The 13630-nt window shown below is 58.1% G+C and carries 15 protein-coding genes; 8 read left to right on the forward strand and 7 right to left on the reverse strand.

Annotation, left to right across the window (positions count from 1 at the left end; translation table 11 throughout):
• Positions 1–27: 27 nt before the first annotated feature.
• Entirely contained in the window at positions 28–957 is a 930-nt protein-coding gene (dsdC, locus tag AAIE04_RS20985; RefSeq protein ID WP_019453799.1) for a DNA-binding transcriptional regulator DsdC, read from the forward strand.
• A gap of 11 nt (positions 958–968) precedes the next feature.
• On the opposite strand, the gene AAIE04_RS20990 is transcribed toward dsdC, so the two are convergent.
• From AAIE04_RS20990 to AAIE04_RS21000, 3 genes are read right to left on the reverse strand one after another with little or no spacing between them, the layout of a single operon-like run.
• On the reverse strand, positions 969–1271 hold the full coding sequence (locus tag AAIE04_RS20990) for a hypothetical protein (RefSeq protein WP_498577638.1): 303 nt from the start codon (positions 1269–1271) through the stop codon (positions 969–971).
• Positions 1272–1274: 3 nt separating this feature from the next.
• Positions 1275–2198 carry a DMT family transporter gene (locus AAIE04_RS20995; protein WP_498577639.1) on the reverse strand — a complete coding sequence of 308 codons (924 nt, stop codon included), beginning with the start codon at positions 2196–2198 and terminating at the stop codon, positions 1275–1277.
• 45 nt (positions 2199–2243) lie between these two features.
• Positions 2244–2534, reverse strand: a complete 291-nt coding sequence (locus AAIE04_RS21000; protein WP_074055769.1) for a hypothetical protein — start codon at positions 2532–2534, stop codon at positions 2244–2246.
• A gap of 404 nt (positions 2535–2938) precedes the next feature.
• On the opposite strand from AAIE04_RS21000, the gene AAIE04_RS21005 reads away from it, so the two are divergent.
• A complete protein-coding gene (locus AAIE04_RS21005) occupies positions 2939–4084 on the forward strand; it encodes a porin (RefSeq protein WP_019453803.1) in 1146 nt (381 codons plus the stop codon).
• 57 nt (positions 4085–4141) lie between these two features.
• On the opposite strand, the gene mltB is transcribed toward AAIE04_RS21005, so the two are convergent.
• A complete protein-coding gene (mltB, locus tag AAIE04_RS21010) occupies positions 4142–5230 on the reverse strand; it encodes a lytic murein transglycosylase B (protein WP_019453804.1) in 1089 nt (362 codons plus the stop codon).
• A 292-nt stretch (positions 5231–5522) separates the two neighbouring features.
• On the opposite strand from mltB, the gene AAIE04_RS21015 reads away from it, so the two are divergent.
• From AAIE04_RS21015 to ypdK, 3 genes are all read left to right on the forward strand, one after another.
• Positions 5523–5975 carry a DUF805 domain-containing protein gene (locus tag AAIE04_RS21015; protein WP_498577640.1) on the forward strand — a complete coding sequence of 151 codons (453 nt, stop codon included), beginning with the start codon at positions 5523–5525 and terminating at the stop codon, positions 5973–5975.
• Positions 5976–6050: 75 nt separating this feature from the next.
• Positions 6051–6488: a type II toxin-antitoxin system HicB family antitoxin gene (locus tag AAIE04_RS21020; RefSeq protein WP_498577641.1), complete on the forward strand. Its 438-nt coding sequence runs from the start codon at positions 6051–6053 to the stop codon at positions 6486–6488.
• Positions 6489–7045: 557 nt separating this feature from the next.
• A complete protein-coding gene (gene ypdK, locus AAIE04_RS21025; RefSeq protein ID WP_099782600.1) occupies positions 7046–7120 on the forward strand; it encodes a membrane protein YpdK in 75 nt (24 codons plus the stop codon).
• Between the two features lie 55 nt (positions 7121–7175).
• Here ypdK and AAIE04_RS21030 read toward each other — a convergent pair whose 3' ends face one another.
• The 3 genes from AAIE04_RS21030 to AAIE04_RS21040 all read right to left on the reverse strand — a co-directional run bounded on the left by AAIE04_RS21030 (position 7176) and on the right by AAIE04_RS21040 (position 9700).
• On the reverse strand, positions 7176–7700 hold the full coding sequence (locus AAIE04_RS21030) for a cytochrome b (RefSeq protein WP_498577642.1): 525 nt from the start codon (positions 7698–7700) through the stop codon (positions 7176–7178).
• Positions 7701–7811: 111 nt separating this feature from the next.
• On the reverse strand, positions 7812–9041 hold the full coding sequence (alaC, locus tag AAIE04_RS21035) for an alanine transaminase (protein WP_019453812.1): 1230 nt from the start codon (positions 9039–9041) through the stop codon (positions 7812–7814).
• 119 nt (positions 9042–9160) lie between these two features.
• A complete protein-coding gene (locus tag AAIE04_RS21040; RefSeq protein WP_498577643.1) occupies positions 9161–9700 on the reverse strand; it encodes a GNAT family N-acetyltransferase in 540 nt (179 codons plus the stop codon).
• A gap of 168 nt (positions 9701–9868) precedes the next feature.
• On the opposite strand from AAIE04_RS21040, the gene AAIE04_RS21045 reads away from it, so the two are divergent.
• The 3 genes from AAIE04_RS21045 (at position 9869) to AAIE04_RS21055 (ending at position 13628) form a co-directional block, all read left to right on the forward strand.
• The gene (locus AAIE04_RS21045; RefSeq protein ID WP_074055766.1) at positions 9869–11113 is read left to right on the forward strand and encodes a DUF1479 domain-containing protein; all 1245 of its coding nucleotides are present in this window, start codon (positions 9869–9871) and stop codon (positions 11111–11113) included.
• Between the two features lie 92 nt (positions 11114–11205).
• The gene (locus tag AAIE04_RS21050) at positions 11206–12897 is read left to right on the forward strand and encodes a sensor histidine kinase (protein WP_019453815.1); all 1692 of its coding nucleotides are present in this window, start codon (positions 11206–11208) and stop codon (positions 12895–12897) included.
• A complete protein-coding gene (locus AAIE04_RS21055) occupies positions 12894–13628 on the forward strand; it encodes a LytR/AlgR family response regulator transcription factor (RefSeq protein ID WP_019453816.1) in 735 nt (244 codons plus the stop codon). The genes AAIE04_RS21050 and AAIE04_RS21055 overlap by 4 nt, the downstream gene beginning before the upstream one ends.
• Positions 13629–13630: the final 2 nt, after the last annotated feature.

Raw genomic sequence — 13630 nt, forward strand, 5'->3', positions numbered from 1 at the left:
GCTGCATTGCGCGCACGGAGAAATAACATGTTCCCCAGTAGAAAATATTCACAACGGGCCACCCCGCTGACCAGCTATCAATTTTCCCGGCTGCATACTTTCGAATGCGTCGCCCGTCATTTATCTTTTGCGCTGGCGGCGCAAGAATTGTCGATCACCCCCAGCGCCGTGAGCCATCGCATTAATTTGCTCGAAAAGGAGTTGGGCTTTCTGCTATTCCAGCGTTTTCATCGCAGAATTACCCTGACGCCGGAAGGTGAGCGCATGCAATGGGCGCTGGACAGTTCCTTCAACACTTTGAATCAGGAAATTCTGGATATCAAAAATCGCGAGTTGACGGGGACATTGACGCTCTACTCGCACCCATCCCTGGTGCAATGTCTGCTGCTGCCGCGCATCGGCGACTTTATCGCCCAACACCCCACCATTCACCTCAATATTCTGACCGGGCAAGAGATCATCAACCTGGCCAACCGTGGCGTGGACCTGGCGATGTACTTCGGCAAACTGCCCTCTGGGCGGCATCTGGACGAAGCCTTTATGCAGGAATCAATGGTGCCGATCTGCACCCCGCAGTACGCCGCCGCGCATAATCTGTACGACGCGCCGGAAAACCTGGCCCACTGCACGTTGCTGCACGATCGCTACAATTCTGGCGAAGATGAATGGCAAACCTGGTCGCAACACTTTGCGCTGGGGTTGGATACCGACAGCAAAAGCATGGAGTTCGACCGCTCCGATCTTGCGGTGCTGGCCGCCACGCGGCACCTTGGCGTCGCCATGGGGCGGCTCAATCTGGTGCAGGATTGGATCAAAAGCGGTGAGCTGATCATCCCGTTCAGCAATATGACCGTGCCCTGTGAGCACTGCTATTTTACCTCGACCATCTCCGAACGGCAGTGGCCGAAAATCCTCGCCTTTAAACAGTGGATCATGAAGACCTTTCCTCTGGCCTGACGGCCAGAGGCTTATTTCCATATGTTGGGGGAATAAGAGAAGTGCAGCGCACAGGCATAAATGCGCCCGTCTTTTGAATAGGAGATGTATTTCCGATTTTTATCCCAGGCCAGCAGGGAATTATTGGCAAAGTAATAAACTTCCAACGCCATCCCGTTAGCCAACTTTGACCAGCCTCGGCTTCTTATTACGGTCAAATCGCCGTTATCGCTGAGCGTAATCAGCGGCACGCCCCAGGCATAGCGAGATATTTGCAGTTGAATAATGAATTGGCTTTCGCAGCTTATTTGGTAGCTCTGTACATCAACATCCATAATTTATATTTTTGGTGCCACCCTTCGGTCAACATAAATAAGATATGAGCAACTCACTACGACTAGCCCCAGCACGATCAGCAAAGCACCCAATACAAACTCAATTTGCAGCGGTTCGCCGAGAATGACGACACCCGCCAGGATACCGAATACCGGGGTCATAAAGGTAAGAATGCCCAGCGAAGAAGCCTGATAGCGGCGCAACAGTGAAAACCAGATCAGGTAGCTGAAAAACGACACGATCACCGTTTGGAACAGCAAACTGCCCCAGACCACCGTGCTCATGACGGCGTGCAAATTGCCCGTCGCTATCGCCAGCAGCGACAGCAGCACGCCGGCGCCCGTCAACTGAAACAGCAGCGTCTGTTTGGCGGGGCACTCCGCCAGACGGGTGGTGCGAATCACCAGAGTAGAACCGCCCCAGGCGATCCCCGCCAGCAGGCCGTAGAGATCGCCTTTCAGCCGCTCGGCACCGCCGCTTTCCCCGGCCATGCCCGACATGGCCAGCACCACGCCGCCAAAGGCGATGAGCATGCCAAACCACTGCATCGGCGACAGGCGCTCCTGATGAATAAGAAAATGCAGGCCAAGCGCGGAAAACAGCGGCGCGGTGTACAAAAACACCGCCATATGTGAAGCACTGGTGTAACGCAGCCCCTCGGAGACAAAAAAGAACTCCAGCGCAAACAATCCCCCCACGCTCAAACCGGCGCACAGCGTAGCGCGATCCCAGGTGAAGCGTTCGCCGCGGCAGCGCGCCAGCAGATAAACCCCCAGTGCGGCGAGACCCGAGCGAATGGCAATCTGCAGCACCGCCGACATGTCCGACTCTGCCGCCTTGATCGCCACCTGCTGCATCCCCCAGATGGCGCATAGCATCACCATGGCGGCGGCAGCTCTGCCGTCGATACCAATTCTTGCATTCATAATAAGTTCTCGCCGCCGTTGGAATAATAACAGGCTGCCGTCGTCTTATTCTTTATAAACCACGATTTCCTGATAAAGTTTAATAACCTCACCATCGCTGTCTACGGCGTCGGTATATTCGGTTTGCTGCGCCAAATGAATCACCTTCCATCCTTTACGCGCCAGTTCAGGGATCGTCAGGCGCCCCACGCCGCGGCAGGTAAACAGGGTATCGTCGGACAACCTGAGCTTGCTAACCTCAGCATAATCATAAGCTTGAGAATGGCAAACGTGCGACTCCGCCGCCATCGCCGGTAATGAAAACAACCCCACTAACAACATTAACAGGTTTCTCATGGCGACCTCCCAATCGCTTATTTATCCCGACCGATTGCGCAGCTAAAGGCCAACGTTAATACGGCGGTGACAGGCTAAAATCAATTATCTCTTGCACGGTTGAAATTACAGGCAGGCGCCGGTGGCTGACAAATGAAAAATATAAACCTTGGCGTTAAATGAATTCATCCAAGCGGAGAGGCATGCATAGCGCCCGTTTTCGCCGCACGAAATGGTCAAAAACCGGCCAATAATTAGCAAGAAAAGTAATTATTTATCTCGTCGTTTATGTTACAAATGCCGCCCGCCGCGAAAACACTAAAAAACACCGTCAAAATGCGCAAAAATGCAGCTTTTTGCGCAAAACATCGGCATGGCGGCGCTGATGGGGGCGGTCATACATAAAACAGGGATAACACATGGCAATGAAATTGCGCGTAGTGACTCAGGCAGTGGCGCTGGGTCTGGCGATCGGCAGTGCGTCGTTCGCCGCTCAGGCGGAAATCACCCTGCTGAAGCAAGATCCGCAGGCCGGCGATCCGCTCAGCCGCCTGAACTTCACCGTTGGCGGCAGCATCCGTCCGCAGTTCAACAACATGACGGGCGACGGTGACAAGGGCTCCTACAAGCGTAACGGCTTCGACGGCGGCACCCGTTTCCGTTTCGCGGCGGACTACTACCTGTTCGACGATATCAGCTGGATCAGCTACTACGAGCTGGGTGTGAACATTCCGGCGCTGTTTGACTGGGATCATCACTATGCCGACGGCGCGCGAAACACCAGCCGCCGCATGCTGTATACCGGCCTGAAGAGCAAAACCTGGGGACAGATGACCTTCGGCCAGCAGAACAGCGTTTACTATGATGTCGTCGGTGCCAAAACCGACATCTGGGACTACGACATGCTGGCTCAGGCGCCGGGCAACGGCATCAACGGCGACTACGACGGCTCTTACCGTTCACGCAAAATGCTGAAGTACAAAAATAGCTTCGGCGATGCGGACGTTTACGCTTCGTACCTGTTCAGCGACAGCGACTACCTGCCGGGCAACGGCCTGCGCTATAAGCGCAAAGGCGGCGGCTCACTGGGCGTGGATTACCACATTACTCAGGATCTGACCTGGGGCACCGCCTGGAACTACACCCGCGCCGAAATGCGCAACCCGTCCACCAGCGGCAGCAAAAGCTACGACCAGAACATCGTCGGCACCGCCATCAGCTGGAAACCGGACAACTGGACGCTGACCTTCGGCGGCGGTTACTACCACGACTTCCTGACCACCAAGAAAGCCGACATCAACAATTACTTCGCCGGCGACGCGTGGGGCATCGAGTACCTGGCCGGTTATACCGTGCCGGTTGGTCAGTACGCGGTGAAATCGGTGATGCCGTACTTCATGGGCGATCGCCTGGAATACGTCACCGGCCGCAACTACCAGCGCATCGACAACGGCCTCGGGGTTACCGTGCAGTTTGACTACGGCTTCCGCGTTGACGTAGAGCATGTGCTGACATCGAGCACCGACAACCTCGGCGATATGACCGTGGTGCGTCTGCGCTACGACTTCTGATTGCTCAGAACGTAAAAAAGGCCGCGCAAGCGGCCTTTTTCGTTGATTGAAGCAGCGTCAGAAACCGCCGCGCGCCGAGCGCCCAACCGCTTCGCCCAACTGCCACACCGCCATGGCGTAGTGGGTGCTGTGGTTATAGCGGGTGATGACGTAGAAGTTCGGCAAGCCGTACCAATACTGGTAGCCGGTGCCAACGTCCAGCCGCAGCAGGCTGGCCTCCTGATTATCGCCGAGCGAACCCTGTGGGCTTAGGCCGGCTTCCGCCAGCGCGGCAACCGAATAGCGAGTCTTGAAGCCGTTTTCCAGCCCCGGCGCCTGGCCGTTGGCCTGGATGGCGACCGGTTCGCCTTTGGACCACCCGTGCGCCTTGAAGTAATTGGCCACGCTGCCGATGGCATCGACCGGATCCCACAGGTTGATATGACCATCGCCGTTAAAGTCGACCGCATAGCTTTTGAAGGAGGAAGGCATGAACTGCCCGTAGCCCATCGCGCCGGCGAAGGAGCCACGCAGCTCGAGCGGATCGTCGCCTTCGGTGCGCGACATCAGCAGGAAGGTTTCCAGCTCACCGGCGAAGTAATCGGCACGGCGCGGATAGTCAAAGGCCAGCGTCGCCAACGCATCGATAATGCGGGTTTTACCCATTACGCGGCCCCAGCGGGTCTCCACGCCGATAATCCCCACGATGATCTCCGGCGGCACGCCGTACACCTGCCAGGCACGCTGCAGCGCATCCTGATATTGGTTCCAGAACACCACGCCGTTCTGCACGTTATCCGGCGTAATAAATTTGTTGCGATAGCGCAGCCAGGAGCCATTCGGCCCGGTTGGCCCCTGGGTAGACGGCGTCGGCGCTTGCCTGTCCATCAGCCGCAGCACCGAATCCAATCGTCGGGCCTGCGCCAGCACATCGTGCAGCTGCTGCCGATCAAAGCCGTGTTCCTGCACCATCTTATCGATAAAGCGTGCGGTATTCGGGTTATTGGCGAAATCCCCACCCAGCGGCGCGCCGCTGTGCGCCGGGCTCAGCAAAAAGCCGCCTTTTACCGGGGCGTTCTGCGGCGTAGCGGTGGTACTGGGTTTCGGCGTGCTGCTACAGGCAGCAAGCAAGGTAATCAGCGGTAAAAGCGCAACCAGGTGACGCATCGGATATCCATATAGCCATGCAAGAGATAAGTGAGAGTTATGTTAATGCATTGTTCGGTGCGAACAAACAGGATTATGTCGCCAATTACCGCCTCAGGTAGCCAAACGTGCCAAATTGTGACGTTTTGCGCGGTGAAAGGACGCCAGAGGTGGTCACGCTGAATCTCAACCGCGACTAAATGAGAAAAGTTATCACCTTGACGCTCCCGGTTACCCGGATAAAATGCCCCGCTGTTTGCCCTGCTTACCGCCAGACGGCGATTCATCACCATTATCGCGACAACGGACTGTTATGGAATCTCTCGGACAACTCGCTAAAGACCTCTATCGCGGGCGCGTCTCGCGCAAAACCTTTATTTTTTCGCTGGCCATCTTCGCCATCGGCATCGCGCTGCTGTCGTTTCTGTCGACCTATCTAGACAAAAATCATTTTCGCGCCCATGCACACAGCGATACCGCCGAATTCGTCGCGGTGCTGCTGTATCTGCTGTGCATTATGGTGTGGGCGCTGTTCTGCTTCGGTCTGGTGACGTGGTTCATGGCCAAAACCGCGTTCCGGTTCAACGATATCGGTCTGCCCGGTTGGGCGCTGGCCGTGGCGTGCTATGTGTGTTCGGTGCTGAACAATTACTCTCCTGGCCCGGTGGCCCGCTGGCTGCCGCTGTTCAGTCTGGCGGGGATGATCTGCGCCCTGCTGTTGCCGCCCGACGGGCTGCGCCGCAAGCCGGGAGAAGAGACCGATTGAGCGCCCAGAACGCTGGTCATCCGCCGGCCATATCGTCACAATAGCGCCTCATTCAGGTTTCAATCAGGGATTGCCATGTACAGCCACTACCCCGCCCATTACACCTTCGATAGCGACAGCGACGCCTGGCAGATCGGTTTCCACGACTTCCCCGAGTGGCAAGCCGCCTGCTATAAACGCGAAGACGTCGAGCTGGAAGCGCAGGAAAGCCTGCTGGCCGCCATCGCCGCCGCGATGGACGAAGGGCTGCCCCTGCCCGCCCCTTCCCCTCTGCAAACCGATGACTTGAGGGTACACCTGCCGGCGCTGGTGGCGCTGAAAATCGAACTGCACAACGCCATGCTGCGCAAAAACACCGGTAAAGCGGCGCTGGCGCGCAAGCTGGGATTCAACGGCGGGCAAATGGAGCGGTTGCTGGATATCGGCTACGCCTCAAAAGTTGAAGCGCTGGAACAGGCGCTGTATCTGTTGGGCTATGAAGTGCGCGTGACAATAAGCGAAGTTTGCCAATAAGTTAGCTGCAGGTAAGCAAAATATTATCCGCAAGGGCTAAATTTTCCCCAGTTGGCGCCGATGTGATCGTTACCTAATCACTTGTCGCAACAACGAAGGCTAAAAATGGAGTGGAGTCGCCGTCATATTTGGGCCGTTATTCTGCTGTCTTGTCTCGTTTTTTGGGCCATTTTGGTGACCGGCATCAACGCCCTCGCCTGAGCGCCTGCCACCGCATTGCCACCCCCCGATTTTGCAGCCCGCCACGGCGGGCTACTTCCTGTCGCTTGCCGATGAAAAGCGTTATAAAACAGCACAAGCAGGTCAAAAAATAGCCAAAAATTGTGATCAAAAACACAGTATTGAAATCAGACCAGTATTGAGAGTACATTAGCGCCGATCCTGTCGCGGTTCAGATTTTACCTCACGGAGCATGAGGCGCGACAACCGGACAACCCGCGCTCGAGGACGTTGTTCTTTCGCTTGGAAGAACCCGCCCGACAAGCTGGTTGCCCATAAAATACTCAGCACAACAATCGGGATCATTGCTGGCGAGGACTCCAGACAGGAGTTGTTCAGTGAAATATTTTTTGATGGGCGTGTCATTCATGCTGGTTGCCTGGGTTGGCACCTTCATGTTGATGGTTGCCTGACCAAGAATACAGCCAAAGGGACGCGCAAGCGTCCCTTTGTCGTTTCAGTCTACGATTATTTTCCCGGCATCATGCGGCGCAAGGTGTCATCCTTACGCAGGTAGTGGTGATACAGCGCCGCCAGCGCATGCGCGCCAATGATAAAGTAGCCGATGTTGGCCAACGTCTCATGCACCGTTTTGACCAACTTGCGCATCACCGGATCCGGCGTCACCCATTGCGGTACCGGCCATCCCAGCAACGCCCACGATTTTCCGCCGTAGGCCAGGGTTAACATCCCCAGCAGCGGCAACATCAGGAACACCACGTACAGCAGCCAATGGAAGATCTTGGCACCCACTTCCTGCCATTCGGCCAACGGCGGCGTGGTCGGCGGCGCCGCGTGAAAGGTGCGCACCGCCAATCGAATCAGCATCAGGGCAAAGACCGACACCCCAAAATTAAAGTGCAGATTTTTGACCATCGGCGCCCACTCGTCCGGCACCGAATCCTTCAGCAACATCGCCGCATAGGTGAGGATCACCATCAGCAACGTCAGCCAATGTAAAACGATTTGCGATCGCGCGTAGCGGTTGCTCATACACTCTGTCCAAAAAATAAAACTCAGCGTAGTCGAGCATAATGGGGAAATAATGAAGAAAACCTTGGGACGGAAAAAAATAAGGCCGGGCGAGCGCCCGGCCTGACGGGATTATTTGGCGCCGCCGCCTTTGCCCGGCTTCAGCAGTCCGTCTGCGCGGAACATCGCCTTGATGCCGCGCACCGCCTGGCGAATGCGGTCCTGATTCTCGATCAGCGCGAAACGCACATGCGTATCACCGTAATCGCCGAAGCCGATGCCCGGCGAGACGCAAACCTTGGCTTCCGCCAGCAGGCGCTTGGCGAACTCCAGCGAGCCGAGGTGGGCATAAGGTTCGGGAATTTTCGCCCACACGTACATCGACGCCTTCGGATTTTCCACCATCCAGCCGGCCTCATGCAGCCCCTTCACCAGCACGTTGCGGCGCTGCCGATACTGTTCGGCGATATCGCGCACGCACTGCTGATCGCCTTCCAGCGCGGCGATGGCCGCCACCTGCAGCGGCGTGAAGGTGCCGTAGTCGTGATAACTCTTGATGCGCGCCAACGCGCTGACCAGCTCGGGGTTACCGACCATGAAACCGATGCGCCAGCCGGCCATGTTGTAGCTTTTCGACAGGGTGAAGAACTCCACCGCAATGTCTTTCGCCCCCGGCACCTGCATGATCGACGGCGCTTTCCAGCCGTCATAGACGATGTCGGCATAGGCCAGATCGTGGATCACCAGCACGTTGTACTGCTTGGCCAGCGCCACCACCCGTTCGAAGAAATCCAGCTCCACGCACTGCGCGGTCGGGTTGGACGGGAAGCCGAGGATCATCATTTTCGGACGCGGAATGGTTTCCCGAATGGCGCGCTCCAGCTCACCGAAGAAATCCACGCCGTCCACCAACGGCACCGAACGCACCTGTGCGCCGGCGATCACCGCGCCGTAAATGTGGATCGGGTAGCTGGGGTTCGGCACCAGCACGGTATCGCCGTGATCGAGGGTCGCCAGCATCAGGTGCGCCAGCCCCTCTTTCGAACCGATGGTGACGATGGCTTCGCTTTCCGGATCGATATCCACCTGATAACGATCGGCATACCAGCGCGAGATGGCGCGGCGCAGGCGCGGAATGCCACGCGAGGTGGAGTAACCGTGGGTGTCGTCGCGCTGGGCGACGGCGCACAGTTTTTCCACGATGTGCGGCGGCGTCGGGCCGTCGGGGTTACCCATGCTGAAGTCGATAATATCCTCGCCGCGACGGCGTGCGGCCATCTTCAGTTCGGCGGTGATGTTGAATACGTAAGGGGGAAGGCGTTCAATGCGCGTGAAACGGCGCTGTGGACTGTTATCAGCCATAGGGGATTCCTCGATAAACGTTAGCGCCCGGACCGTCCGAGCGACGCTGGCCAGCGAACTGACCGAATATCGAACATAGCGCAGCGCCGACGAGCTTGTCGATACCCGGCGCGATATTTTTATTTGCCGCCCTGAAACTCCGCCGCCAGCAGCCCGAACAGCCAGTCGTCGCGCCACTCTCCCGCCAGGCGGAAGTTATCGCGCAGCGTGCCTTCCAACTGAAAACCGCACGACTCCAGCAGACCGCGCGAGGCGAGGTTGCCGGAGGTCACGGTAGCGGTCAGCTTGTGAAAACCGCAGGCGTTCACCGCAAAATCCAGCACCGCCCGCAGCGACTCCTTGCCATAGCCCTTGCCCTGCCCGGCAGGCAAACTGCCGTATCCCACCTCCGCTTGCCGATACGGCAGCCACTGCGGGCGAAAGCCGGTAATGCCCACCGCCTCCTCGCTGTGCTTCTCACGCATCACCAGGCACAGCCACTGATCGCCGTGTTTGTCCCAGGCCGGCAGCCGCGCGTCGAAACGCTCGCGGATCGCCGCTTCGCTGAGCGGATCGGCGATATAGCGGATCACCTCAGGATCCTGGTAAAGGCGTAGAAACAGCGGCCAATCCTCGGCGGTTATCGACTGTAAGTGCAGACGTTCAGTGACCAGCTTCATAAAATCTCCGAAAAACGAAAAAGAGGAACTTACGAATGAAAGATATCTCTTTATTTTCCCCGATTGGTTGCCGATAATCATTCACGTTAAAACCACAAAACCATAACGTCTTGCCCGATTCCCTACAACTGCCCGCCGCAGTCACTCACGCGGCACCAGGAGAACACCATGGCCTCTTTAGTCATCGACGATATTCCGCAGGCGATTGTTAACGTTAAGCGCCAGCTGCGCCAGGCATTGCCGAACTACCGCGAAGTCTTTCAGGCGCTGGAAGAGAACATCCGCGGCCAAGTCGAACAGATCCGTCGCGAGCTGGCCGCCGGCCACAATCCGGTGCCGCAGATCGACGCGGAAGATATCCTGCAGCAACGCGTCAGCGAGCAGCAGATAGCGCTGATCAAGCAGCGCGGTGCCTGCGCCATTCGCGGCGTATTTCCGCGCACCAAAGCCGAGGGCTGGAATCGCGAAATCGGCGACTACCTCGAGCGCAACAACTTCGTCGAGCGGTTGAAAAACGCCGCCGAAGACAACTATTTCGGCAAGCTGGCCGCCAGCAAACCGCAAATTTACGGCATCTATTGGTCGAAACCGCAGGTTGAAGCGCGGCAGGATGCGCGCATGCACGCAGTGCAGGTGTTCCTCAACAGCCTGTGGGCCACCGAGAGCAACGGCAAACAGCATTTCGATCCGACCCGCGTCGCCACCTACGCCGATCGCACCCGCCGCCGCCCGCCGAACTCCTCGTCGCTGGGCCTGTCGCCGCACGTCGACAGCGGCACCATCGAGCGCTGGCTGGACGAAAACTTCCGCTATGTGTATCGCCACGTGTTCTCCGGCGACTGGCAACAGTACGACCCCTTCGCCGCCGACGGCCGCACCGAGGTGCGCGAGATAGCCTCCCCGGCGGTCTGCTCGATGTTCCGCACCTTCCAGGGCTGGACGGCGCTGACGCCGCAGCGCACCAACGCCGGCACGCTGAACCTGGTGCCGATCGCCAACGCCATGGCCTATGTGCTGCTGCGCGCGCTGCAGGACGACGTCGCCGACGACGATCTGTGCGATGCAGCGCCGGGCCGCGCGCTGTCGATCTCGGAAAAATGGCATCCCCTTTTATTAAGTGGGATTTCCCCTATTCCCGACCTGGAGCCGGGCGACACGGTATTTTGGCATTGCGACGTGATCCACGCGGTGGAGAACGAGCATAACGGCGAGTTCGACAGCAACGTGATGTACATCGCCGCCGCGCCGGGCTGCGCGAAAAACGACGCCTACCTGCAGCGCCAACTGCCGAGCTTTATCGACGGCAGAACGCCGCCGGACTTCGCTCCCGACGACTTCGAAGTGGATTTTGACGGCCGCGCCACCGCCGATCTGCTGACGCCGCTGGGCAAAACGCAGCTCGGCATGCGCTGACCGCCGGCCTGAGCCACGGGCCTTTCTCGCTGTGGTATACTGCCGCCATCCGTAGGCCGCAGCGAGAACCCGTCGTGCACCCTTTTTTTGAAATGCTGTTGGCGGTGTTTGATCGCGCCGCGCTGATGTTGATCTGTCTGTTTTTCCTGACCCGCACCCGGCTGTTCCGCCAACTGCTGCAAAAAGAAGATCATACGCCGCTCGAACTCGGCATCGTCACGGCGATCTTCTCGCTGTTTGCGCTGTTCAGCACCTACTCCGGCATCAACGTTGAGGGATCGCTGGTCAACGTGCGCGTCATCGCCATCATGGCCGGCGGCATCCTGTTCGGCCCCTGGGTGGGGATCGTCACCGGCATCATCGCCGGCGTGCACCGCTACCTGATCGACATCGGCGGCATCACCTCGGTGCCCTGCCTTATCACCAGCATCATCGCCGGCATCAGCGCCGGCTACATCAATCTCAAGGTGAAAAAAGAGCAGCGCTGGCGCGCCGGCATCGTCGGCGGCATGCTGTGCGAATCCCTCACCATGCTGCTGATCGTGCTGTGGGCCAAACCGACCGAGCTCGGGCTGGATATCGTGTCGCAGATTGCCCTGCCGATGATCCTCGGCACGGTGTGCATCGGCCTGATCGTGCTGCTGGTGCAGAGCGTCGAGGATGAAAAAGAGGTGATCGCCGCGCGTCAGGCCAAGCTGGCGCTGGATATCGCCCACAAGACGCTGCCCTATTTCCGCAATATCAACAGCGAATCGCTGGCCACCATCTGCGATATCATCCGCCAGGACATCCGCGCCGATGCGGTGGCGATCACCGATACCCATCAGGTGCTGGCCTACGTTGGCGTGGGGCGCGAAGCCTACCCGATCGGCCGCGAAGGGCTGAGCCGCGTCACCCGCGAAAGCATTCGCCACGGCAAAATCATCATCAAGAACAACCTGGAAAACCCGGCCGCGCCGCAGATCCATTCGCAGCTGGTAGTGCCGCTGTGGGAAAAAGGCGAAGTGACCGGTGCGCTGAAGATTTACTACTGCCACGCCCACCAGATCACCAACACGCTGAAGGTGATGGCGGTCGGGCTGTCGCAAATCATCTCCACGCAGATGGAGGTTTCCCGCATCGAGCACCTGCGCCAGATGGCGGACAAGGCCGAAATGCGCGCGCTGCAGAGCAAGATTAACCCGCACTTCCTGTTCAACGCGCTGAACGCCATCTCTTCCTCTATCCGGCTGAATCCGGACACCGCGCGCCAGCTGATCATCAACCTGTCGCGCTACCTGCGCTACAACCTGGAGCTGAACGACGAGCTGATCGATATCCGCAAGGAACTGCACCAGATTCAGGACTATATCGCCATCGAACAGGCGCGCTTCGGCGCCAAGCTGACGGTGATTTACGACATCGACGACGACGTCTCGGTGCGCATTCCAAGCCTGCTGATCCAGCCGCTGGTGGAGAACGCCATCGTGCACGGCATCCAGCCCTGCAAAGGGAAAGGGGTGGTGGTGATCGCGGTGAAAGATCAGGGCGACCGGGTGAAAATTTCGGTGAAGGACACCGGTAACGGCATCAACCAGGACACCATCGACCGGGTGGCGCGCAACGAGATGCCGGGCCACAATATCGGCCTGCTCAACGTGCATCATCGCGTGTCGTTGCTGTACGGTGAAGGCTTGCATATTCGCCGCCTGGAACCGGGCACCGAAATCGCGTTTTACATCAGCAAAAACGGCGGCAAACTGCATCAGGAACCGAGCGCGCCGCCGATCGGGGAGGCCTCATGAAAGCCATTATCGTGGAAGACGAATTCCTCGCGCAGGAAGAACTCAGCTACCTGATCAAGAAACACAGCAACATCGATATCGTCGCCACCTTTGAGGATGGCCTCGATGTCCTCAAATACCTGCAGACGCACCAGGTCGACGCCATTTTTCTCGACATCAACATCCCGTCCCTGGACGGCGTGCTGCTGGCGCAAAACATCAGCAAGTTCGCCCATCGGCCGTCGATCGTGTTCATCACCGCCTATAAAGAGCACGCGGTGGAAGCCTTCGAGATAGAGGCGTTCGACTATATCCTCAAGCCTTATCACGAAGCGCGCATCGTCACCATGCTGCAAAAGCTGGAGGCATTGCATCAACGCCCCGCCGGCGCGGCCGAGCCGGCCAGCGCGCCGAGCCGCGGCAGCCACAGCATCAACCTGATCAAAGACGAGCGGATCATCGTTACCGACATCAACGATATCTATTACGCCGCCGCCGATGAAAAGGTGACGCGGGTCTATACCCGCCGGGAAGAGTTCGTGATGCCGATGAACATCACCGAGTTTTACGGCCGGCTGCCGGAAGAGCATTTCTTCCGCTGCCACCGCTCTTACTGCGTTAACCTGGCGAAGATCCGCGAGATCGTCCCCTGGTTCAACAATACCTACATTCTGCGGCTGAGCGATCTCGAGTTTGAAGTGCCGGTCAGCCGCAGCAAGGTGAAAGAGTTCCGCAAGCTGATGCGCCTGTAAGC

The organism is Serratia sp. Ae19-1 (genome assembly GCF_059801225.1).

Bases quoted from the DNA above. Each gene is read 5' to 3' on its own strand.
- dsdC (WP_019453799.1), top strand. From the start codon at position 28: ATGTTCCCCAGTAGAAAATATTCACAACGGGCCACCCCGCTGACCAGC.
- AAIE04_RS20990 (WP_498577638.1), bottom strand. From the start codon at position 1,271: ATGGATGTTGATGTACAGAGCTACCAAATAAGCTGCGAAAGCCAATTC.
- AAIE04_RS20995 (WP_498577639.1), bottom strand. From the start codon at position 2,198: ATGAATGCAAGAATTGGTATCGACGGCAGAGCTGCCGCCGCCATGGTG.
- AAIE04_RS21000 (WP_074055769.1), bottom strand. From the start codon at position 2,534: ATGAGAAACCTGTTAATGTTGTTAGTGGGGTTGTTTTCATTACCGGCG.
- AAIE04_RS21005 (WP_019453803.1), top strand. From the start codon at position 2,939: ATGAAATTGCGCGTAGTGACTCAGGCAGTGGCGCTGGGTCTGGCGATC.
- mltB (WP_019453804.1), bottom strand. From the start codon at position 5,230: ATGCGTCACCTGGTTGCGCTTTTACCGCTGATTACCTTGCTTGCTGCC.
- AAIE04_RS21015 (WP_498577640.1), top strand. From the start codon at position 5,523: ATGGAATCTCTCGGACAACTCGCTAAAGACCTCTATCGCGGGCGCGTC.
- AAIE04_RS21020 (WP_498577641.1), top strand. From the start codon at position 6,051: ATGTACAGCCACTACCCCGCCCATTACACCTTCGATAGCGACAGCGAC.
- AAIE04_RS21030 (WP_498577642.1), bottom strand. From the start codon at position 7,700: ATGAGCAACCGCTACGCGCGATCGCAAATCGTTTTACATTGGCTGACG.
- alaC (WP_019453812.1), bottom strand. From the start codon at position 9,041: ATGGCTGATAACAGTCCACAGCGCCGTTTCACGCGCATTGAACGCCTT.
- AAIE04_RS21040 (WP_498577643.1), bottom strand. From the start codon at position 9,700: ATGAAGCTGGTCACTGAACGTCTGCACTTACAGTCGATAACCGCCGAG.
- AAIE04_RS21045 (WP_074055766.1), top strand. From the start codon at position 9,869: ATGGCCTCTTTAGTCATCGACGATATTCCGCAGGCGATTGTTAACGTT.
- AAIE04_RS21050 (WP_019453815.1), top strand. From the start codon at position 11,206: ATGCTGTTGGCGGTGTTTGATCGCGCCGCGCTGATGTTGATCTGTCTG.
- AAIE04_RS21055 (WP_019453816.1), top strand. From the start codon at position 12,894: ATGAAAGCCATTATCGTGGAAGACGAATTCCTCGCGCAGGAAGAACTC.